Here is a 20,879-nt window from a genome sequence, read left to right as displayed (position 1 = left end):
AGTGGAAGACAGATGGAGAAGAAACGTATCGTCAGCGGGATGCGCCCCACCGGCAAACTGCACCTCGGCCACCTGCACGGCGCGCTGCTCAACTGGAAGCAGCTGCAAGAGACATACACCTGCTTTTATTTCGTGGCGGACTGGCACGCGCTGACGAGCGAATATGCCGACACCCACATCATCCTCGACAGCCGCCGCGACATGATCATGGACTGGATCTCGATCGGCCTCGACCCGCAGGTGTCCACTTTTTTCGTACAATCGGAAATCAAGGAGCATGCCGAACTCCATCTGATCTTCTCCATGATCACGCCGCTTCCCTGGCTGGAGAGAAACCCCACCTACAAGGAGCAGCTCCGGGAGCTCAGCCAAAAGGATCTTTTCACCTACGGCTTTCTCGGCTATCCTGTCCTGCAGGCGGCGGACATTTTGATGTACAAGGCGGACGGGGTGCCGGTCGGCGAGGACCAGGCCCCGCACGTGGAGCTGACCCGCGAGATCGCCCGCCGCTTCAACCACATCTTCGGGGCGGAGGTCTTCCCCGCGCCCGATACCCTGCTCGCGCCCACGAGCAGGCTCCTCGGGATCGACCGGCGGAAGATGAGCAAAAGCTACGGCAACGCGATCTACCTGACGGACTCCGACAAGGAGATCGATCAGAAGGTAGCTCAGATGATCACGGACCCCCAGCGGATGAAGCGCACAGACCCCGGGGACCCCGATGTCTGCAACGTCTTCGCGTTCCACGAGATCTACACCGGCCCCGAGACGGCCCAGGAAATCGACCGCGAGTGCCGCAAGGCCGGCATCGGCTGCGTGGAGTGCAAGAAGCGGATGGCCGAAGGGCTGAAGAAGGGCCTCGAGCCTATCCGGGCGAAGCGGCGGGAACTCGAAAGCGACCCCGGCCGGGTGGATGCCATCATGGAAGCGGGCAACCAGCGGGCGCGGTCGATCGCCCGCGACACGATGGAGCAGGTGCGGAGCGTGGTCAAAATCTGAAACACCCGTCCAGGCTCGGCGGCATGGACTACGAGATCAAATTGGAGGTGTTCGAAGGTCCGCTGGACCTTCTGCTCCATCTCATCCACAAAAACGAGGTGGACATCTTCGACATCCCCATCGCCGCGATCGCCGACCAGTACCTGGCCTACATCGACCGGATGGAGGAGCTGAACGTCAGCCTCGCCGGGGATTTTCTGGTGATGGCCGCGACGCTCCTCCACATCAAGTCGCGGATGCTCCTGCCGGAGCTGCGCGGCGAGGAGGACGAAGAAGACCCGCGGGTGGAGCTGACCCGTCCGCTCCTCGAGTACCTCTCCTTCAAGGAGGCCGCACGCTCCCTCTTCGACCGGGAGATCCTGGAGCGGGACGTGTTCGTGCGGCGGGATTTTCAGGAGCTTCAGGAGCTCTCGGGAGGGGTCGAACCGGAGCTCGAGGTCAGCCTCTTCCAGCTCATCCAGGCCTTCAAGCGTGTGGCCGACCAGCGCATCCCGGAGCGGCAGCTGCAGATGCAGATGGATGTGTGGAGCGTAAAGGACAAGATCGCCCACATCCTCGACCGGCTCCGCGGCCAGGGTCCGCTCTTTTTCGCGGAACTCCTCGGGGGCGGCATCAGCCGCCTCGAGTGCGTGGTGACCTTTCTGGCCCTCTTGCAGATGGTGCGGATGGGCCTCGTACGGACCTTTCAGCCGGCGGCCGAAAGCGACATCCAGATCCTGCCGTGCCCCGAAAACACCCCGAGGGACATCGCGGATGACTGACGAGCTCGAAAGGACGATCGAGGCCTTTTTGTTCAGCGCGGCCCGCCCCCTGTCGGCGCGCGACATCCAGGCCTGGCTGCCCGAAGAGCCCCTGGACCGGATACAGGCGGCCCTTGAACGGCTGGCACGGGAGTTCGAGTCCCTCGGGCGGAGCTTTCACCTCCGGGAGGTGGCGGGCGGCTTCCAATTCCGCACGCGCACTGCTTACGCCCAGGCGCTCCTGAAGATGCTGAGCACGTCCCCGGCGAGGCTCTCGCGGGCCGCGCTCGAGACCCTGGCGATCATCGCTTACAAGCAGCCCATCATCCGGCACGAGATCGAGCGGCTTCGCGGGGTCGACACGGGCAGCATCCTGAGGACGCTCCTCGAAAAGGACCTCGTCCGGATCGTGGGCCGCAAGAACCTCCCCGGGAGGCCGCTCATCTACGGGACGACCCGGCGGTTCCTCGAGGTCTTCGACCTCAGGGACCTCGCCGCCCTCCCCCAATTGAAAGACTTGCAGGAATTGACAACCCATGATGAAGAAAAGACCTCAGAAGCGCCGGCACCCGTCCATGAAGCCCCGGAGGAAACCGGCCCCGCCCGGGCGATCCTCCCCGAACCGCCCGGTGCGGACGGCCGCGACGGAGATCCCTGATTTCGGGCCGCCCCGTGAAAGCGGCGAGGAGCAGCGCCTGAACCGCATCCTCTCCCTGTCGGGCGTCACCTCCCGGCGGAAGGCTGACGAGTGGATCGCCGAGGGGCGCGTCACGGTCAACGGCAAAACCGTAGCCGAGGCCGGGGCCAAGGCCCGCTGGGGGGTCGATCGCATCGCGGTCGACGGCCGGCCGGTCCCCGCGCCCGCCCCCCGCGTCTATCTCATGCTGAACAAGCCCTTTGCGGTCATGTGCTCCCTGAACGACCCCGAGGGCCGGCCGACCGTCGCGGAGTACCTGAAGGACCTGCCTGTCCGCGTCTACCCGGTCGGGCGCCTCGACTTCGACACCCTCGGCCTTCTCCTCTTTACGAACGACGGCGATTGGGCCTTCCGCCTGAGCCACCCCCGCTACCGCGTCCCGCGCACCTACAAGGCGACGCTGGCAGGGGAAATTGCGGAAGGCGACCTCGCCGCCCTCCGGCGGGGCGTCCCCCTGGAGGACGGCCCGAGCGGCCCTGCCACCGTCACCGTGGTCTCGCGCGGCCCTGAGCAGAGCGTCATCCGCATCACCATCACGCGGGGGAGGAACCGTCAGGTGCGCCGCATGATCGAAACCCTGGGCTACCGGATCATCCACCTCATTCGCATCGGCTTCGGGCCCCTCGCGCTGGGCGACCTCAAGATCGGCCGCTACCGATTCCTCACCCCCTCCGAGGTGGAGGAGCTGCGCAGCCTCGTGGGGCTTCCCTGAATGTTCCGCCCGTGCCCATCCAAAAACAGGAAGCGCCATTTTTTTTGTTTACAAAAGGCGCTTCCTCTCCTATGATTGCAATTTATCGGGCGGTTAACTCAGCGGGAGAGTGCCATCCTCACACGGTGGAAGTCGCAGGTTCAAATCCTGTACCGCCCACCAGCTTAATAAAACCGGAACGTTGCAACATATCGTGAAGGTAACCTGTTAACTCCAAAGTAGCCTTAAAAAGGTGACTAAAGGGTGACTAAAAAGGCCGGGGAATGATCCCTCGGCCTTTTTCTTTTTACATGGCTGCTTATTTTCGCCTAATCAAGGCGCACACCAGGGGCGAACAGATTTTTTCCACAATCTGCGCCTACCCCTCCTTACATGGGCTTTTACGCCGGCACAGAAGCAGCCTGTCAGAGGCTATCATTTTCAGCTTGAAATTTCGGTCTGGATGTGAATAAGTTTCGCGGATGAACGGTGTCGAAGCGCCTGCCGCAGCTTCGTCTCGTCGAACAGCGGCTCCTATGACGGGGTCAGTGTTTTCAATGAAAAGTGCGTTTCCATAGGCGCGAAATCGCGGTCATCGTGGAGCAGAGTCAGCCCTTCGACAATGCAAAAAGTTGCTATCATCACGTCAATTGTTTTCCTTGGCGTAATACCGGATTTTCGGAGGTAACGGTAGTTTTGGGCGCTTTGAATTGCGACATTGTATCCGCCAATTTGCCGGAATATGAGAGCGCTGAGAAGGCTTTTGGCAGTTTCAAAGTCTTTGTTCGACCTGAAACCCTGCAAAACCTCTGCAAGAATCAGATCTCCTATCACGACAGGGACATTCGAAAGGTAATTGTCAAGCGAGTCTGTCTGCCACGTGGAAATTCCGTTGAAATAATCAATCCACACGGATGAATCGACAAGTATCATTCGTCCAACCTCATTTTATCCAGGTCGCCATCCCATTTCAATTTTCCACGCAGATCTTTGATTCGCTCTTGCTTTTTGATTTGGATCAACAATCTCAGGCTGGTTTCGACGACAGCTTTCTTGGTTTTGAGCTGGCTGAGAGTCATGGCTTCATTTATCAGTTCATCGTCTATCACAATGTTCGTTCGCATAAAATCATCTCCTGATCTGCGTGTGTATAAATTTCATAATATATACACACGCAACCGTTGTCAAGGGGTGAACGCTTCCCGCTTGACAGCAGCACAGGTTGGTTGCATAACGGTTGCAAAATACAACCAACCTAGAAGGGGTTGATATGGCAACCGTAACGGTGAAGAACATACCCGAAAAGTCCCTTTAGTGACCGTTGCCAAACAGCTCCTGCGCGAATTTTCATCCCTGGCGGTGCCATTAAAATCCTTCACTGAATAAACTCAAGAAGCGATCCCAAACATCATTTCCTGCAGCCAGCCTCGAATAGTCCACCGTTTCCGCTGCGGGTCGTCCGAAGAAAAGCTCGCCGTGCGCGCTCGAGGTAGAAGTCCGTGCGCAAAAATGCTATGCTTTGCAGACCCTTCTTCGCGCAAAATCCGAAGCGGGATGGCATTCTTTCCCTCTTACGGCGTTTTCAGGGAGGCCGCGGTGAGTATTTTCAATCTCGAAAAGATCTTCATGCCATCGAGCGTGGCGGTGATCGGGGCAAGTGGAAAGTCCGGTTCCATTGGTGAAGTGCTGCTGAGAAACCTGCTCGCGACACCCTTCGAAGGCCCGGTTTTTCCCGTCAACCCGAAATACGACCACCTGATGGGGCTCGAATGCCGCCCCGCTCTCCGGGATGTCCGGCAGCCGGTGGATCTTGCGGTCATCGCCGTGCCTGCCGACCAGGTTCCGGAGGTCCTCGACGAATGCGCTGAAGCGGGCGTGGGAGGCGCCATCATCATCTCCGCAGCGGGAAAGGAGGCCGGCAAAGACGGGCGATCCCTCCAAAACGCCATCCGGGAGCACGCGGATGCCGCCGGGATCCGGATCATCGGCCCGAACTGCATGGGGGTGGTGAGCACACCGGCAAAGCTCAACGCCACCTTTGCCGAACGCGAGCACCTGAGCGGCGGGCTCGCCTTCATCTCCCAGAGCGGCGCCATGAGCGCCGCGATCCTGGACCTTTCCGCCCGAGAGCGGATCGGCTTCCGCTATTTTGTGAGCGTCGGCTCCGTCCTGGATGTCGATGTCGGGGACCTGATCGACTACCTCGGGAACGACCCGGGTGTCAGCGCCATTGTGCTTTACGCCGAAACGCTCACCGCGCTGCGCAAGTTCATGAGCGCCGCGCGCGCCGTTTCGCGTGTCAAACCCATCGTCGTACTGAAATCCGGCCGTTCGGCGAGCGATGCGAACGGCGCTGACGGTCCGGGGAGCCGCGGGCTTGCCCAAGAAAGCGCCGTTTACGATGCAGCCTTCAAGCGCGCCGGCATGCTCCGCGTCAAGACGATGGACGAACTGTTCGACTGCGCCGAGCTTTTCGCCAAACAGCACAACCCGCGCGGGAACCGGCTCTGCATTCTGATGAACGGGGACGGCCCCGGTGTCATGGCGGTGGACGCCCTCGCCTCCTACGGCCTCAAACCGGCCGCCCTCGAACCGGACACACTGGAGGCGCTCGACAGGCTGCTCCCGCCGATCTGGAGCAGGCGCAATCCGATCGACCTCCTGGGAGACGCCACTCCCGAACGGTGGAAAAGGGCGGCGGAAATCTGCCTCTCCGCCAGGGAGGTGGATGCCCTCATGACAGTCTACGTCCCCCAGGTGCACAACCCCTCAGCCGATGTGGCCGAGGCCCTGGTCTCCGCCTTCGAGGCAAAAGGGGTAAGCATCCCGCTCTTTTCCGTCTGGATGGGAGGCGAAGGAGCCGACCCCGGCCGGGACACCATGAACCGGTCCGCCTTCCCCACCTACGATTCGCCGGAGCGCGCCGTCGCGGCCTTCACGTATGCCCTCTCCTACGCCCGCAATCTGGAAATGCTTCAGGAGATCCCCCCGAAGTTCAACCGGGCGCTCGACTTCGATCCCGCCGCCGTCAGGGCCGTGGTCCAGGAAGCCTTGAAAAACGGAGGGGGGAGGCTCGGTGCCGTCCAGTCGAAAGCGGTCCTCGAGGCCTACGGGCTTCCGGTCAACCCCGCCGAAACGGTCCACGGCGCCGATGAAGCGGCCCTGATCGCCTCGAGGCTCGGCTTCCCCGCGGCGATGAAGATCGCCTCGCCTGACATCCCGCACAAGTCCGATGCCGGCGGGGTCGAACTGAACCTGAGGACCCCCGGCGAGGTGCGGGAGGCCTATGAACAACTCCTCTCGTCAGCCCGCGCCGCCCACCCCGATGCACGCATCGACGGCGTGACCGTTCAGCCGATGCTCTGCGGCCGGATGCACGAACTGTTCATCGGCTCGAAGACGGTTCCCGATTTTGGGCCGGTGATCCTTTTCGGCGCGGGCGGTCTTCTCGCCGAGCTCTACGAGGATTATTCACTCGCGCTGCCGCCCCTGAGCCGCCTTCTGGCAAGACGCCTGATGGAGGAGACACGGATCTACCGCGTTTTGCAGGGCCACGGCCGCACGCCTCCCGTGGACCTCGAACTGCTGGAGGAGCTGCTGATCAGGCTCGCGCAGTTGGTGACGGATTTCCCGGAGATATCGGAACTGGTCATCAACCCCTTCATGATCGGCCCAGACGGCGGTATGGCAGTCGATGCCCATATCCTGATCAAGCCCGCGGACCGGCCGTCTCCCGAACACCTGGTCATCAGCCCCTATCCGAACCAGTACGAAGGCTTGATCTCCGTCAAAGGCGGGAAGCGGATCTTCGTCCGCCCCATCAAGCCGGAGGATGCACCGCTTTTGACAGGCCTCTTCTCGGCGCTTTCCCCCCTCAGCATCTATTTCCGGTTCTTCAGCCCCTTGAAATCCCTTTCGACGAAGATGCTGGCCCGATTGAGCCAGATCGACTACGACCGGGAAATGGCCCTGGTGGCGTTCGATCCGGATGAAGAAGAGGAAAAGGTCCTGGCCGTGGTCCGCTACATGGCCGTCCCGCGGAAGGAGGAGGCGAATTTCGCCGTGGCGGTGGGGAGCCCCTGGCAGGGTCTGGGGATCGGCGCCGCCCTGATGGAGCGGCTGTTCGCCATTGCGCGGGAAAGAGGCATCAAGAAGATCACCGGCGAGGTGCTCGCGGAAAATCGCCAGATGCTGGGGCTCGCGCGTCGGTTCGGTTTCGAGACCAGCAGGACAGCCGAAAACGGGCAGTACATCATCACCCTGGATTTGAGCCGTGAAGCCGGCGCCAACACGGCGGAAGGGATGCAGAACCTGCAGGGCGGGGACACGGCCCCCGCCAAGGCTTGAGACCTGGCTCCTCCCCTGCGCCTCGATTCTGCCGCCCCGGATGGGGAAACCCCCGGGTCTGCAAAACCGTCTTGGTCATGATTGTCGTAAAGACGAGGGGGGAACACCCCCTGGTCTAAAAACCCGGCGGGCCATCGGCGGACCGGCCGGAACGTTTTCGAAAACCCTCAGCCGAAAAGGAGTTTCAAGATGAAATGGTCATTGTCGCAGATCGCCGCAAGGCTTCTCGTAAGCATCGTTTTTGCTCTCTCTGCAGGGGCATGCGGCCAGGATTCTCAGGAACCGAAACCATCTGAAAAAGCGCAGGAAGCGCCCCCGGCGGCCGTGACGGGCGGAAGGCCTGACGCCTCCCCGGCCGAGGAGACAGGGGAGCCCGAAGAAACGGCCCCGTCGACCGAGGCGGCGCCCGAGGAAGGTCCTGCGCGGACAGCGGAGGACGAGGCGCCCTCTGCTCAGCCTGGCGCCCCGGAGGAAGCGGAGGAGCGAGCCGCCGAAGATGCGACCGTGAGAGGCAAAGCTCCAGACAGTGAAGCCCCCGGGGAAAAAGCGGCACCCCCCGCCGCGGACTTCCCGGAAGATCTGAAGATGATCACGATCTACCATGCATCCTACCCAGAGCACAAGAAAGGGCCTGTGCCCTTTTCGCACGGGGTTCACGTCAACGAGTACCAGATCGGATGCGGTGAATGCCATCACGATGAAAACGGAGAACCGTTGGCGAATCTCGCCGTTGGCGACCCGGTTCAGAAATGCGCCGAATGCCACCCCGTCCCCGCCGCCCCGGAAGACGAGGACGAATACCAGCGCGCTATGCACAAGAACTGCCGCACCTGCCACGCCGCGCACAACAAGGAGACCGGCACGAAAGACGCTCCCGTGCTGTGCAACCAGTGCCATCAGAAAAACTAGCCCGGCTGATCGCCCGGGCCGGCCCTCCGAATGAGGAGCGGCGGCCCGGGATTCAGAAGCATCTCCTGCACGATAAAGACCGGAAGCATGCCGCTGTAATGTCGTCTGCACTGAGCGAACAGGCAAATCGCATCCTCTATTCATCTACGACACGCAAGAATTCACCGCATGAATAATCGAAAAGAGGCAAAGGGCCGTTTATTGTCTGTATAAAACAAACATATCAAGGAAGAAACCAGTAGAAAAAGCTTTTCAAGACGTGTATTTTCATCTTTTATTTTTCGATGCATCTGGTATACTGTCGCCCGTTCAAGCGTTTCTAAACCAACGGGATAACATGGGATGTACAGTTATCCACGGCTCCTTTGTTCGACGCAAAGCACACACCGATGCTCGCTCGACACGCCGTTATGATGGCTGGCTCTTATCATGACTCGAACAAGACTCAACCTCCCGGCGGCTTGTAGGCAGCAAAACGTGTTGACGGGCCATCCGCATTTCCGGATTGGAAACGGGGTTGCACCGGGAAACCCTTTCAGGATGGATGTGCACTGCTAATCAGGCTCCTATTGGTCGACTGCAGTTGCGGCTGCATATCCAGACCGCTTGAGAGCAGACCGCAAGCTTGCAGTCTTTCAACGTGCGCCGCTTCTATTTCGCAGCAAAGCGTCAGCTGATGACAACATTTACACCCACGAGGCGTTTATGAAAATTGAGAAGATCGACCACATCTGTTTTGCCGTGAAGGATCTGGATGATGTAAAGAGGATTTACCAGGATGATTTCGGGTTGACGCCCGCCTGCGAGTACGTTGCGGAGTCCGAAAAGATCAAGGTTGCGCGGTATTACATCGGCGAGGTTGCGGTGGAGTTCATGGAATCGACTGCACCGGACGGCGAGGTGGCGAAATTCATCGACCGGCAGGGGGAGGGTTTCTTCCTGATATCCTACAAGGTCGATGACCTGCCGAAGGCCATGGCGGAGTTGAAGGAGAAAAACGTGAGGCTGATCGACGACAAACCGCGGGAGCTGCTCGGCAACCGGTATGCCTTTGTCCACCACCCGAATAAGCTCCACGGGGTCCTGACAGAGCTGCTGGATGGAGACTTCGATATGGAAGCCGACAAGTGACTTGAAGACGTTTGCGCCCTGTTTCGCTCCCGTCTGAGATTCTTTGGAAAGGAAGGATGTTTTTGTCAGCACATGAATGAGATGAATGCGGACACCCGCCCCGCGCGCGGCGATCGGCGGGCCCAGGCCTGTACTGACCCTCTGACATCATCAACCCATCAGCCATCAGGGGAACGTTATGAAGAATGATTTGAATGTCGTCGGCAAAAGGGTCGTCAGAAGCGACTCCCTGGCCAAGGTCACCGGAGCGGCGCACTACACCGCGGACCTGAAGTTTCCCAACATGCTCGTCGCCAAGGTCCTCCGGAGCCCCTATCCCCATGCCCTGATCCGCGGCATCGACCTGACGCGGGCCCTGAAAGTCAAAGGGGTCAAGGCCGCCGTCAGCGGCTTCGACACCCACGGGATCAAGTGGGGGGTCTTCCGCTACACCCAGGACCACGCGATGCTGCCAAGGGACAAGGCGCGGTACATCGGCGAAGACATCGCGGCGGTCGCGGCGGTCGATGAAGAGGCCGCCCTCGAGGCCATCTCCCGCATCGAGGTCGACTTCGAGCCACTCCCGGCCGTTTTCGAACCCGAAGAGGCCATGCAGGAAGGTGCGCCCCAAATACACGATGCGTACCAGAACAACATCAACATCCACGTCCACATCGACGTAGGCGAGGTAGACAAGGCTATGGAAGAGGCCTTCCTCGTCAGGGAAGACACCTTCCGGGCAGGCGGCGAGGCCTACGCGATGATGGAACCGTATGCGGTGGTCGCCTCTTACAGCAACGGCTTCCTTGACCTGTGGATGCCGAATGCCGGGCCCCACGTACGGGCCAAGGCCCTCTCGAATCTCCTCAAAATGCCACTCAACCGCGTGCGGGTGCGCCCCATCAACTCCGGGGGCGCGTTCGGCGGCCGGTCCGAAGTCTCTCCGGGCGACCTCGTCGCTTCCCTCCTCTCCATCAAGACGGGCAAACCGGTGAAACTGGTCCTCTCGCGCGAGGAAAACGCCACCAGCACCCGCCAGGTGCACGAGATGAAGGCCACGATCAAGACCGCCATGAAAAAGGACGGTACGATCCTGGCGAAGGATTACCGGGTCGTATACGACGGCGGGGCGTACAGCTCCACCGGCCCGATCGCCACCTCGATCCCCTTCTACGTCTACGAGGAATGCTACCGCCTCCCGAACGTCCGCTACAACGGCTACCGGGTCCTCACCAACAAGGGCATCCGGGGCATGTACGGGTGCCACGGGAGGGCGTTCCTTGCCGGGAACGAGGCCCAGATGGACCTGATGGCGAAGGAGCTCGGCCTGGACCCCGTGGAGATCCGCCTGAAAAACGGGCTGAAACCCGGGGAGATGACCGCCACCGAATCCCGGATCTCGAGCTGCGGCCTGAAGGAGACGATCGAGGCTTCAGCCAAGGCCACCGACTTCAAGCGGCGGTGGGCGAAGCCGAAGGCCCTGAACGGGATCGGCATGGGCAGCGTGGCCATTATGTGCGGATTCCCGATGGGCTTCCGATCCGGGTCTTCCTGTTATGTCAAGCTGAACGATGACGGGCAGGTGACGCTCGTGACGGGCCTGGTCGACAACGGGCAGGGGAACGAGTCGATGGTCATCCAGGTCGCCTCCGAGGTCCTCGGAGTCCCCATGCAGGACATCAACCTCGTCAACGCCGATACGGAGGTGACCAATCTCGACCCCGGCGCCTACTCGCAGGCGGCGGCCTTCGTGGGGGCCAATGCCGTCCGCGTGGCCTGCGAGAACGCCCGCAGGCGCCTTGTCGCCATCGCCGCGGAGAAGCTCGGCATCCCCGAGGACGACGTCGACCTCAAAGACCGCCTGGCCTATTCGAAGAAGACCCCGTCCACGAAGATGCCCATCTCCTGGGTCGTGCGGGAGGCCTTCTTCCGCGGAGACCCGATCGCAGCCACGGGCACGTATTTCCCGAAGATCGATTTCGAGCGCGAATGGGTGTCGCGCCCCCGCGGCCAGATGGCGGGGACCTTCTCCTTCGGCACCTCGATCGCCGAGGTCAGCATCGATCGCGAGACCGGCCGGATCACGATCCCGCACTTCACGGCCGCGCATGACTGCGGCCGGCCGATCAACCCCATGGCCGTGGAGGGGCAGATGGAGGGCTCGATCCAGCAGGCGGGAGTCGCCGCCATCATGGAAGAAAACCTTTTCGACAAGGGGTTCCTGCTGAACCCGGACCTGCTTGAATACAAGGTCCCCCTCGCCTGTGACATGCCCGAGATCGAGACGATCATCGTCAGCTCCGTCGATCCCGAGGGGCCGTTCGGCGCCAAGGAGGGCGGCCTCACTGTCCGGATGAACGCCTACAGCGCCGTCGCCTCGGCCGTGGCAAACGCCACGGGCGCTCTGTTCAGCGAACTTCCACTCACCCCTGACAGGGTCTTGAGCGCCCTCGAAGGCAAAAAGGGGGGAAAGAAATGATCATGCCCAAGTTTGAATACCGGAAGGCGGACAGCGTGACCGCGGCGATCGCCCTCTTCGAGGGCTTCAAAGGCCAGGCCTCTTACCTCGCCGGCGGGACGGACCTGATCCCGCGGGTGAAATCGAGGCTCGCCATGCCGGCGGCCGTCATCGATCTGAAGGGCATAGAGGCCCTGAGGACCATTTCCCGCCAGGGAGGGGCCCTCGTGATCGGCGCCAACACCACGCTTTTCGAACTCAAGAACGACGCGACCGTCAAGGAGTACTTCCCGGCGCTCCAGGCCTCGCTCGAGGCGACCTCCTGCGAGGCCCTTCAGATGCGGGGGACCATCGGCGGCAACATCCTGCAGAACACGCGCTGTCTTTTCTACAACCAGTCCCTTGCCTGGAGAACGGCGCGGGGCCTGTGCTTCAAGATGGGGGGTGAAATCTGCAACGCCGCCCCCGGGGCAAAGCGGTGCTTCTCCAACTACTGCAGCGACAACGCCCTGCCGCTCCTCACCCTTTCGGCCGCTCTCGCCCTCACCGGCCCGCAGGGAGAGCGCAAGATCAAACTGGAGAAGCTTTTCAGCAGCAAGGGGAAAAACCCGTTCACCCTGCTGCCCGGGGAGATCCTGACGGGGGTCCACATCCCGCTCAAGAAGTCGCAGGGGGCCTACGAAAAGCTGCGCGTCCGCGGCTCCATCGATTATCCCCTGGTCGGGGCGGCGTGCTCGGTCCTCGGCGGCAAAGGGAAGATCGCGGTCGGGGGCATCGGCCTCGAACCCCTCGTCTACGACCTGAAAGACCTCACGGAGGCAACCCTCAAAGAGGCTGCGGACAAGGCCTCCCAGGACGCGAAACCGGTGGCGAACGCCGTGCTCACGCCCGCCTATCGCAAGAAAATGGTGCGGGTCCTTGCGCAAAGGGCCATCAGCAAGACCGTGCAGGAGGGAAAGTGATGAAAACCAGGAAAGTAACCTTCGAGATCAACGGCGAGACCTGCACATCACAGGTGAGGCCTTATGAAACGCTGCTCGAAACGCTCAGGGAGCGCCTCGATCTGACCGGAGCGAAAGAGGCCTGCGGGATGGGATCGTGCGGGGCCTGCACCGTCATGATGGACGGTGTGCCCACCCGGAGCTGCCTGGTGCTGACCCCGGAGGTCGAGGGCGCATCCGTTGCCACGGTCGAAGGGCTTGCAAAGGGAGAAGAACTCCATCCGCTGCAGGAAGCCTTCATGGAAAAGGGCGCGGTCCAGTGCGGCTTCTGCACCTCCGGCATGATCATGAACGCCAAAGGGCTCCTGGACCGGAATCAGGCCCCGACCAGGCAGGACGTGATCCGCACCGTTTCCTCGAACATCTGCCGCTGCACCGGCTACAAGAAGATCGTCGAAGCCGTCCAGGCGGCCGCAAAGGCGTCAGGAGAGTCATAAAACCCCTTTCTCGGGTCCTGAAGCCTTCCTAAACGCAGGGGATGTTTTTTGTACGGTCGCATTCCGGCCGAGTGGAGACCGCACAAAGAGCATCGCCTGCGCGTTCCGAAACCTACCGCTATTGGGTGCCCTGCAAAAACACCCTGCAGACAACCTCGCGAGGAACATGCCCCGCACGTCCTGAACCTTCCAAAGCTGGAACTCATCCCCCAACTTAATCCGCTGAAGTGCGTCCCCTGGGCTTCTGGAAACCCGCCACCGTTTAGAAATTTCCCCGATGCCTATTCCGCGGGTTCGGCCGGCGCGGTCGTGGGGGTCTCCGCTTTGGACTCACCCTCCGCTGCGGGCTTTCTCTTGCGCCGCGATTTCTTTCTGGGCTTCTTCGCCGCCGCCGGCTTCGCCCCCTCTTCTTCAGAGGCGGGAAACGACAACGGCGCCAGTCCGAAGATGCCGCCGGGCTGCGATGACATGGCAATGCCTTTTCCGCGCGCCGCCGGTTTGCGTTTTTCCGCGGTCTTCGCCGCGGCCCTCGGCTTCTTGGCGGGTTCTTGAATCGCAGGCTGCTCGACAGCCTCTTCCAGCGCTGCTTCGGGCAGCTCCTGGGCGGCTGGCTTCGGTTCAGAACGCTTCTCCGGCTTCGCCTCAGAACGCTTCTCGGGCTTCGGCTCAGAACGCTTCTCCGGCTTCGCCTCAGAACGCTTCTCGGGCTTCGGCTCAGAACGCTTCTCCGCCTTCGCCTCAGAACGCTTCTCCGGCTTCGGCTCAGAATGCTTCTCCGGCTTCGGCCTCTCCTTCCGGGGGCGTTTGGGCCGTCCGCCCTCGATCCTTACCGGGCCGGCCTCGTCTTTGACAAACCAGTCGTCCTCCGGCCAGAGCACGGGGATCTTGTATCCGAGGATCTCTTCGATGGGCTCGAGGTGGTAGACGAACTTCTCGCAGGCCAGGGAGATGGCCTTGCCGGTCTTCCCCGCCCGTGCGGTGCGTCCGATCCGATGGACGTAATTTTCGGCATCCTGTGGGAGATCGTAGTTGATCACGTGGCTGATATCCTCGACATGGATGCCCCGGGAAGCGACATCCGTCGCCACCAGGATCTTCGTCTTGCCGCTCTTGAAGGCCTCCATCAAAGCCAGGCGCGTTCTCTGCGGAACGTCCCCCGTGATCCCCTGGGCGGGCCAGCCGTTGCCCTTGAGCTTGCGGGTCAGACGCTCCACCTCCGCCTTCGTGTTGACGAAGATCAGGAGCCGCTCCCATTCCTCCCGCTTGAGAATCCCCAGAAGAAGTTTGAGTTTTTCCTCCATGCCGACGTGGATCAACGCCTGTTCGATGCCCTTGACGGTCACCTCGTCCGGCGAGACGTCGATGAACTCGGGCAGGTTCATGTACTCGTAAGTCAACTCGAGGACCCGGAAGCTCAGGGTCGCGGAGAAGAGCAGCGACTGGCGCTTCTCGTAGCTGGGGAGTTTCTTGAGAATGAACCGCATGTCTTTGGCGAATCCGAGGTCGAGCAGCCGGTCCGCCTCGTCGACCACGACGATCTGGATGGCGTCGGGCTTGAAGATGCCCTGCTTCATGTAATCGATCAGCCGGCCGGGCGTGCAGATCACGATATCCACACCCGCCTTCAGCGTCTGGGCCTGTTTCTGGTAATCGATCCCCCCTACAACCAGCGCCAACTTGAGGCCCGTATGACCTCCGACCATCTTGGCTTCGTTGTAGATTTGCAGCGCCAGTTCCCGCGTGGGTGCGACGATGAGCGCGGATGGCAGGCCCGGCAAAAAGCGGCTCTCATCGAGACGGGAAAAGATCGTCACCAGGAAAGCAGCCGTCTTGCCGGTCCCGGTCTGGGCCTGGCCGGCCACGTCGCGTCCTTCCAGCGCCACCGGAAGGACGCGGGCCTGAATGGGCGTGCAGTGCGTGAAGCCGGCATCCCGGATGCCGGCCAATACCTTTTCCGGCAGATTGAAGGATTCGAAGGTCTTCTGGGTCAAAAAACGCTGAGGCTCTGAACTGGCGATTGTCTGATCTGACAGGAATTCGTCGGTCATAAAGGTCTTTTTCTCTTTCTTGCCGTTGTTGAGGATTTATCCTACGCTGATTCGAAGCACCGTCCGGCAGGTTCACACAGATGATGAGGATCGTTTACAGGAGCCGGACATCCCTGGTTCGTTTTCCCATTACAGAAGGCAGTTTAGACCTCTTTACCTGCCTTTGTCAATTTTGTTTCCGGCTGAGCCCGGCCCTGGAGATGGAATTCTTGAGCCGAACAGACTCACGCGGACTCCAGGGCTTTGGGAGGGCCCACAGAACTCTCCTTTTCCCGCCGCACTGCACACGGTCTGCGGAGCGGTCAAAGACCCGAAGGCAGACGGCATTCCGAGGGAGATATCAGTTGACACGATACCACCCTTTGTCTATCGTTGAATGGTCTTCTTTTTTCTGCCCCCCGGCCGGAGACGATGCACACCGCCCCTTCGCCTGAATCCGTGAGGCCTCGAACTGCGGGGCAAGAAGGGGTCGAGGGCCTTTCATCCCGGCCCGATGCAGCAACTTGGACGACAAGAGGCACGAGCGGATGCAGAACATCTTGGATCTGAGGGAGAGCGCGCTTGCCCTGAAGGCCGACGAGCGGATGATCGCTTTCGCCGGCTTCAGCCTTTCCTCCGGCCGCCTGCCGGCCCCAAAGCAAGGGATTTTGAAGATATCCGCTTCCTGCCGTGAAAACGGCAGCGGTTACCTGACGCTCACCTTTCTCGTGGACACCGAAAGCAACCCTGCTGATCGAAGCGCCGTCAAAGACCTGTTCGGGCAGCTGTCGGAACAGGCGGTTTCGGCGCGGCTCAACGGTCTGATAGACCTGTTCGTCAAGGTCCCCCTCGATTTCATGGCCCCTCTGGAGGACTGGTATGTCGAGGAGGTGAACCTCTATTTCAAGGTCCTCAAGGGCCGCGAAAGGTTCCTGATTGAAAGGCATCTCATGCCCGCGCTGGAATCGATCCTCTCCTGCGCCTTCGCGGCCGTCGAGTGGTGGGCATCCGATGCTGCGCCGCCCGCTGGATTGAAAGGCAAGGAGGAAAGGCGTGGGATGGAGGGCGCTCACACGCTCAGGGATCTATTCCGCCGGCTTTTTGCCGGCGGCGATCGAGACTAAACGCCGATATGGCATCCACATGGAGATAGTCGCATGAAACACAAGAAGACACGTTGGGTTCTCCTGACCGTTCTCCTTTTTTTTCTCACCCTGACGACTCTCGGGACTGCATTTTCAGCCCAATCGGACGAGTTCTACGTAGAGCCCCAGACCGCGGAAAAGATGCTGCTCGATCTGGCGTTGATCAGACCGCTCGGCATCGTCGGGACGGTCCTCGGAAGCGTCGCCTACGTGGTTTCCTATCCGTTCGCAGCCTGGGGGGGCAACACGGACGAAACGTATCAGTATCTCGTGGCCGATCCGGCCATATACACGTTTCGGAGACCGCTGGGGCATTTTGAAAAGGATCTGGCTGAAGAGCAGGATCCCCTTTACAAAAGGGGTGACTGATCCCCTCACCCGCCAGACTGCCTCCCATACGGCCTGAACGGACGTGCGAAAGAGGCCCTTGCCGGAATCGCGGTGTATCCGCGTTTCCCGGCAGAGGCAGGCACACGCGCGGACGCCTCCAGCCCGCATGACCTTCAGACCCCTGTCCCGCACTCGAGAAAGGCCCTGTAGGCACGGTAGGTCATGTACACGTCGCCTTTGTGGGTGATCTCGAAGGGCGAGTGCATCGACAGGATCGGCGGCCCGCAATCCACAATTTTTACGCCATGGACGGCAAGGTATTTGGCGGCCGTTCCACCGCCGCCCTCGTCCACCTTTCCCAACTCACCGGTCTGCCACACGATCCGTTCACGTTTGAAGACGCGCCGCAGCCAGCCCAGGTATTCCGCATCGGCATCGTTTGCACCGATCTTCCCCCGGTGGCCGGTGAATTTGACGAAACAGGGTCCATAGCCCAGCCGGGCGGCGTTTCGCTTCTCGTGCACGTCCTGATAGTCCGGGTCGAATGCGCCCGCTACATCCGCCGAAAGCGCCTCCGAGGCGGCGAGCACCCGCCCGACCGCCCTGGCGGTCGCATCTTCCCCGGCCGCCTCGAGGCAGTCCCCGACCACCGCCTCGAGAAATTTCGACCTGGCGCTCGTCGCGCCCTCGCTGCCGATCTCTTCCTTGTCGACGAAGAGGACAAGGACGCTCTTTTCACTCGGGGCCATGTCCAGAACAGCCCTGAGGCTCGTATAGACGCAGGCCCGGTCGTCCTGTCCATAGGCGCCCACCATGGCGCGGTCCCAGCCGACATCCCGCGCCGGACCCGCCGGAACGACCTCGATCTCAGCGCTGATAAAATCCTCCTCCAGGACTCCGAGCGTTTCGTTGAGATGCGCCAGGAGGGCCAGTTTGAACCGGTCCTTCGTCTCGTCATCCCCCAACGGCAGAGCACCCGCCATCACATTGAGCTTCTCCCCCTCGATCGCCTCGCCGAGCTTCTTCTCGTACTGGGATTTCGCGGCCAGATGCGGCAGAAGATCCAGCACGGAGAAGACCGGATCGCCGGGCTTCTCACCCACGGCAAGGTCAAGCCAGGAACCGTCCGCACGCAGGACCCGGCCGTGGATCGCCAAGGGCCGCGCCAGCCACTGGTACTTCTTGATTCCACCGTAGTAATGGGTCTTCAGGAAGGCCAGGTCCGCCTCTTCGTAAACCGGCCGCTGCTTGAGATCCAGCCGCGGCGAATCCATGTGCGAGACGAGCACACGCAGGCCCTCCGACAAAGGAGCGCTTCCAGGCCGCACAACCGCCGCCCACTTCCCTCGGTGAGAGCGGAAAAAGGGGGCCTTTCCACCGCCGGACCCGGGCGCTTCGGCGAATCCTTTCTCGAGGGCCAGCCGCCGGATGGTTTCAACCGCCTCACGCTCCGTCTTGGACGCGTCCAGAAAGGGCTTGTAGGCATCGGCAAACCGAAAAACAGCCTCCCGCTCTTCAAAGCCGATGGCGTCCCAGACCAGCGCGGGTTTATAGAAAAGCTTGTCCTGAAGCCTGGCCATCTCTTCCTTGTCAGGCCGTTTCTCTTCCATGTCTCTTATCCTTTCACTGTGTCATCCGGGGGGCCACCCCAAGCATACCCTAAACAATATCTATACAGAACAAAGACTTACATGATATATCCCCATCACTGCATTAAAATTTTACCGTCCGCCGCCGCGCGGACAACCGGCGGGGAAGTGCGTGCGGGGCGCATCGTCTCTGCCCAATGGCCCTCCAGGCTCGCGACCTGGCCGCCATCCCCATCTCGAGGCGCTGCAGGAGGCGGGAAGCGCAGCGTGAGGGCAACCATCAACGGCTTTAGACAACCAAGGTTCCCGAAAGGTCCGCCACCCTCCGAATCCCGTGATCGCGGCAGTAGAGTTCGATCCCTGCCACAATCTCGATCGATGCCCTCGGATCGACGAAATGGGCGGTCCCGACCTGCAGCGCTGTTGCCCCAGTGATCAAGAACTCGAGTGCATCCCTCGCCCCCATGATGCCGCCCATCCCCATCACCGGGATATGTACCGCCCGAACCGTCTGATAAAGCATATACAGCGCGACAGGCTTGATCGCCGGGCCGGAAAGGCCGCCGGAGACATTCCCCAGCAGCGGCCGCCGGCTTGCGACATCCACCGCCATTCCGGTCAGGGTGTTGATGAGGGAAAGCGCATCGGCCCCCGCTGCCTCGACCGCCCTGGCGATGACCCGGATGTCGGTGACATTCGGTGAAAGCTTGACGATGACGGGCTTGTCCGCATGGCGCACAACGCTCTCGGTCACCCTCGCAGCGGCGAGCGGGTCCGTGCCGAAGGCCAGGCCGCCGCATTCGACGTTCGGGCAGCTGATGTTCACCTCCAGGGCATCGACCGCGTCAACCCCCCGCAAGGCCTCCGCCAGGTCGCCGTATTCCGCCGTACTGTGCCCGTAGATGTTGACGATGACCGCCGTGTCGAGGTTGTCCAGCAGGGGGACCTTCTCGGCCAGGAACCGGTCGAGCCCGCAATTCGCGAGCCCGATGGCGTTGAGCATGCCGCAGGGCGTCTCGACGATCCGGGGCGGCGGATTGCCCTCCCTCGGCTTCAAAGACAACCCCTTGACCACGATGCCTCCAAGGAGCGACGGATCGACCAGTTCCGCGTATTCCTCGCCATAGCCATAGGTCCCGGAGGCCGCCACCACAGGATTCTTGAGCTGCAGCGGGCCCAGCGAAACCCGCATGTCGACAGGTTCAGCGCCCATGCGATCGCCCCCAGTCCACTTCTTCCGCGTCGAAAACAGGCCCCTCCCGGCAAACCCGCAGATATCCACCGCCGGCGCCGGTGGACGCCGCTACGACGCACCCCTGGCAGGCGCCCACACCGCAGGCCATCCGGGCCTCGAGGGAGACCTGGCAGGAGACATGCGCCTGCGCGGCCAGACGCGCAACCTCCCGGAGCATCGGCTGCGGCCCGCAGGCGCAGATCAGGCCGGGGGGCTTCTCTTTTCGGCCGAGGCGCTCCTCGAGCAGATCTGTGACCAGCCCCCTTCGGCCGGAGCTCCCGTCATCCGTGATGACACGGATCACCCTGTCGGGCGGCACAAGGGCATCCAGAGGCACAAGCTCCGCGGCCGTCCTGCACCCGATCAGACATTCGCACGGGCGGCCGCTCCGGGACTGCATCAGGCTCACGAGCGGCGCGATCCCGATCCCGCCCGCCACGGCGAGGACCGTTCCGCCGTCCTCCGGCAGGTCGAACCCGCGGCCCAGAGGGCCGAGGCACGGGAGGTCGACCCCTTCTCCCAGACGGGCGAGCAGGGCCGTCCCGCGTCCGACGATCCGGTAGAGGATCAGGAGCGTATCCTCACCCTTACGCCCGCAGATGGAAAAGGGCCGTCGCAGAAGCGGATCAGCCCCCTCACCGAGGCCGAGCATGACGAACTGCCCGGGGCGCGCCGAGTGGAGGATCGCCGGGGCCTCGAGGCCCATCAGGAAGAGGTCTTTCGCAACCGCTTCGTTGAAACGAACGGCCGCCCGCATATCGATCATCTTGTCATCCCCAGAGCCCTGCCGCATGTCCCGCCTCAAAGGCAAGCCCCCCCTTCTGTGGCCGATATGTCGGAATCACCGCTCGCCTCTCATCACGATCCTTGCTTCACCGCTTCGATGCCGCGCCGGGAAAGCCGTAGTCCGAAATCAAGGTTAACCGCTCGCATCGACCCTTTCAGCCCCTCTTTCCATCGGTTGTCATCCGGGAAGGATCCTTTCCGCAGCCCCAGCGAGGCGAACCTTTCAGGGAAACAAGCGGAACCTGCTTGGAAATCAAACCCTATTCTGGTATGCTTCGCGTGCTCAGCCCCACTGCTTCGCGGTGGGTCCCGGGTTGCCCATATCAAGGAAATCCAGCGCTTGCGCGCAGGCGACCACGAGGTCAACGCGCAAGCGAAC

Annotated in this window: 18 protein-coding genes and 1 tRNA gene; 13 read left to right on the top strand and 6 right to left on the bottom strand. The window is 61.6% G+C overall.

Annotation, left to right across the window (positions count from 1 at the left end):
- Window positions 1–12 precede the first annotated feature (12 nt).
- The 5 genes from trpS (at window position 13) to H567_RS0121830 (ending at window position 3,310) form a co-directional block, all read left to right on the top strand.
- The gene (gene trpS / locus H567_RS0121850) at window positions 13–999 is read left to right on the top strand and encodes a tryptophan--tRNA ligase (RefSeq protein WP_028323011.1); all 987 of its coding nucleotides are present in this window, start codon (window positions 13–15) and stop codon (window positions 997–999) included.
- Between the two features lie 23 nt (window positions 1,000–1,022).
- On the top strand, window positions 1,023–1,760 hold the full coding sequence (locus tag H567_RS26700) for a segregation and condensation protein A (protein WP_084517765.1): 738 nt from the start codon (window positions 1,023–1,025) through the stop codon (window positions 1,758–1,760).
- Window positions 1,753–2,397, top strand: a complete 645-nt coding sequence (gene scpB, locus H567_RS29740) for an SMC-Scp complex subunit ScpB (protein ID WP_051185212.1) — start codon at window positions 1,753–1,755, stop codon at window positions 2,395–2,397. The genes H567_RS26700 and scpB overlap by 8 nt, the downstream gene beginning before the upstream one ends.
- Window positions 2,279–3,148, top strand: coding sequence for a pseudouridine synthase (locus H567_RS0121835; RefSeq protein WP_244155544.1), 870 nt, complete (start codon window positions 2,279–2,281; stop codon window positions 3,146–3,148). Before scpB ends, H567_RS0121835 begins: the two co-directional genes overlap by 119 nt.
- An 87-nt stretch (window positions 3,149–3,235) precedes the next feature.
- A tRNA-Val gene (locus H567_RS0121830) sits at window positions 3,236–3,310 on the top strand.
- A gap of 351 nt (window positions 3,311–3,661) precedes the next feature.
- On the opposite strand, the gene vapC is transcribed toward H567_RS0121830, so the two are convergent.
- Together vapC and H567_RS0121820 are read right to left on the bottom strand one after the other, a co-directional pair.
- Complete coding sequence (gene vapC, locus H567_RS0121825) at window positions 3,662–4,060, bottom strand: type II toxin-antitoxin system VapC family toxin (RefSeq protein WP_028323009.1); 399 nt, start codon at window positions 4,058–4,060, stop codon at window positions 3,662–3,664.
- Window positions 4,057–4,251 (bottom strand): type II toxin-antitoxin system VapB family antitoxin, encoded by a 195-nt coding sequence (locus tag H567_RS0121820; RefSeq protein ID WP_028323008.1) that lies wholly within the window; start codon window positions 4,249–4,251, stop codon window positions 4,057–4,059. Before H567_RS0121820 ends, vapC begins: the two co-directional genes overlap by 4 nt.
- Before the next feature lie 472 nt (window positions 4,252–4,723).
- Between H567_RS0121820 and H567_RS26690 the strand changes: the two genes are divergently transcribed.
- The 6 genes from H567_RS26690 to H567_RS0121785 all read left to right on the top strand — a co-directional run bounded on the left by H567_RS26690 (window position 4,724) and on the right by H567_RS0121785 (window position 13,389).
- A complete protein-coding gene (locus H567_RS26690; protein WP_153306335.1) occupies window positions 4,724–7,474 on the top strand; it encodes a bifunctional acetate--CoA ligase family protein/GNAT family N-acetyltransferase in 2,751 nt (916 codons plus the stop codon).
- A gap of 189 nt (window positions 7,475–7,663) precedes the next feature.
- Entirely contained in the window at window positions 7,664–8,383 is a 720-nt protein-coding gene (locus H567_RS29735; RefSeq protein ID WP_051185211.1) for a cytochrome c3 family protein, read from the top strand.
- 705 nt (window positions 8,384–9,088) lie between these two features.
- Entirely contained in the window at window positions 9,089–9,514 is a 426-nt protein-coding gene (locus H567_RS0121800) for a VOC family protein (RefSeq protein ID WP_028323007.1), read from the top strand.
- Window positions 9,515–9,692: 178 nt separating this feature from the next.
- Window positions 9,693–11,972, top strand: coding sequence for a xanthine dehydrogenase family protein molybdopterin-binding subunit (locus tag H567_RS0121795; protein WP_028323006.1), 2,280 nt, complete (start codon window positions 9,693–9,695; stop codon window positions 11,970–11,972).
- Window positions 11,973–11,974: 2 nt separating this feature from the next.
- Window positions 11,975–12,913 (top strand): FAD binding domain-containing protein, encoded by a 939-nt coding sequence (locus H567_RS0121790; protein WP_161626682.1) that lies wholly within the window; start codon window positions 11,975–11,977, stop codon window positions 12,911–12,913.
- Window positions 12,913–13,389 (top strand): (2Fe-2S)-binding protein, encoded by a 477-nt coding sequence (locus H567_RS0121785; RefSeq protein ID WP_028323004.1) that lies wholly within the window; start codon window positions 12,913–12,915, stop codon window positions 13,387–13,389. Before H567_RS0121790 ends, H567_RS0121785 begins: the two co-directional genes overlap by 1 nt.
- Before the next feature lie 281 nt (window positions 13,390–13,670).
- Here the strand turns inward: H567_RS0121785 and H567_RS26680 are convergent, their stop codons facing one another.
- The gene (locus H567_RS26680; protein WP_084517759.1) at window positions 13,671–15,437 is read right to left on the bottom strand and encodes a DEAD/DEAH box helicase; all 1,767 of its coding nucleotides are present in this window, start codon (window positions 15,435–15,437) and stop codon (window positions 13,671–13,673) included.
- Between the two features lie 527 nt (window positions 15,438–15,964).
- Between H567_RS26680 and H567_RS0121775 the strand changes: the two genes are divergently transcribed.
- On the top strand, window positions 15,965–16,540 hold the full coding sequence (locus H567_RS0121775; protein ID WP_028323003.1) for a hypothetical protein: 576 nt from the start codon (window positions 15,965–15,967) through the stop codon (window positions 16,538–16,540).
- A 33-nt stretch (window positions 16,541–16,573) separates the two neighbouring features.
- Window positions 16,574–16,930, top strand: coding sequence for a hypothetical protein (locus H567_RS26675; protein ID WP_051185210.1), 357 nt, complete (start codon window positions 16,574–16,576; stop codon window positions 16,928–16,930).
- 134 nt (window positions 16,931–17,064) lie between these two features.
- On the opposite strand, the gene H567_RS0121765 is transcribed toward H567_RS26675, so the two are convergent.
- The 3 genes from H567_RS0121765 to H567_RS0121755 form a co-directional block, all read right to left on the bottom strand.
- Complete coding sequence (locus tag H567_RS0121765) at window positions 17,065–18,501, bottom strand: aminopeptidase (RefSeq protein WP_028323002.1); 1,437 nt, start codon at window positions 18,499–18,501, stop codon at window positions 17,065–17,067.
- 268 nt (window positions 18,502–18,769) lie between these two features.
- The gene (locus H567_RS0121760; protein ID WP_028323001.1) at window positions 18,770–19,693 is read right to left on the bottom strand and encodes a dihydroorotate dehydrogenase; all 924 of its coding nucleotides are present in this window, start codon (window positions 19,691–19,693) and stop codon (window positions 18,770–18,772) included.
- Window positions 19,683–20,480, bottom strand: coding sequence for a dihydroorotate dehydrogenase electron transfer subunit (locus H567_RS0121755; protein WP_161626681.1), 798 nt, complete (start codon window positions 20,478–20,480; stop codon window positions 19,683–19,685). Before H567_RS0121755 ends, H567_RS0121760 begins: the two co-directional genes overlap by 11 nt.
- Window positions 20,481–20,879 lie beyond the last annotated feature (399 nt).

It is taken from the genome of Desulfatiglans anilini DSM 4660 (genome assembly GCF_000422285.1).
Lineage (GTDB): Bacteria > Desulfobacterota > DSM-4660 > Desulfatiglandales > Desulfatiglandaceae > Desulfatiglans > Desulfatiglans anilini.
The sequence above is the reverse complement of the archived record's forward strand: the minus strand, read 5'-3'. Positions and strand labels throughout refer to the sequence as shown.

Bases quoted from the DNA above. Each gene is read 5' to 3' on its own strand.
- H567_RS0121775 (WP_028323003.1), top strand. From the start codon at position 15,965: ATGCAGAACATCTTGGATCTGAGGGAGAGCGCGCTTGCCCTGAAGGCC.
- H567_RS0121765 (WP_028323002.1), bottom strand. From the start codon at position 18,501: ATGGAAGAGAAACGGCCTGACAAGGAAGAGATGGCCAGGCTTCAGGAC.
- vapC (WP_028323009.1), bottom strand. From the start codon at position 4,060: ATGATACTTGTCGATTCATCCGTGTGGATTGATTATTTCAACGGAATT.
- H567_RS26675 (WP_051185210.1), top strand. From the start codon at position 16,574: ATGAAACACAAGAAGACACGTTGGGTTCTCCTGACCGTTCTCCTTTTT.
- H567_RS26700 (WP_084517765.1), top strand. From the start codon at position 1,023: ATGGACTACGAGATCAAATTGGAGGTGTTCGAAGGTCCGCTGGACCTT.
- trpS (WP_028323011.1), top strand. From the start codon at position 13: ATGGAGAAGAAACGTATCGTCAGCGGGATGCGCCCCACCGGCAAACTG.
- H567_RS0121800 (WP_028323007.1), top strand. From the start codon at position 9,089: ATGAAAATTGAGAAGATCGACCACATCTGTTTTGCCGTGAAGGATCTG.
- H567_RS0121785 (WP_028323004.1), top strand. From the start codon at position 12,913: ATGAAAACCAGGAAAGTAACCTTCGAGATCAACGGCGAGACCTGCACA.
- H567_RS29735 (WP_051185211.1), top strand. From the start codon at position 7,664: ATGAAATGGTCATTGTCGCAGATCGCCGCAAGGCTTCTCGTAAGCATC.
- H567_RS0121835 (WP_244155544.1), top strand. From the start codon at position 2,279: ATGAAGAAAAGACCTCAGAAGCGCCGGCACCCGTCCATGAAGCCCCGG.
- H567_RS0121820 (WP_028323008.1), bottom strand. From the start codon at position 4,251: ATGCGAACGAACATTGTGATAGACGATGAACTGATAAATGAAGCCATG.
- H567_RS0121795 (WP_028323006.1), top strand. From the start codon at position 9,693: ATGAAGAATGATTTGAATGTCGTCGGCAAAAGGGTCGTCAGAAGCGAC.
- H567_RS26680 (WP_084517759.1), bottom strand. From the start codon at position 15,437: ATGACCGACGAATTCCTGTCAGATCAGACAATCGCCAGTTCAGAGCCT.
- H567_RS0121755 (WP_161626681.1), bottom strand. From the start codon at position 20,480: ATGATCGATATGCGGGCGGCCGTTCGTTTCAACGAAGCGGTTGCGAAA.
- scpB (WP_051185212.1), top strand. From the start codon at position 1,753: ATGACTGACGAGCTCGAAAGGACGATCGAGGCCTTTTTGTTCAGCGCG.
- H567_RS0121760 (WP_028323001.1), bottom strand. From the start codon at position 19,693: ATGGGCGCTGAACCTGTCGACATGCGGGTTTCGCTGGGCCCGCTGCAG.
- H567_RS0121790 (WP_161626682.1), top strand. From the start codon at position 11,975: ATGCCCAAGTTTGAATACCGGAAGGCGGACAGCGTGACCGCGGCGATC.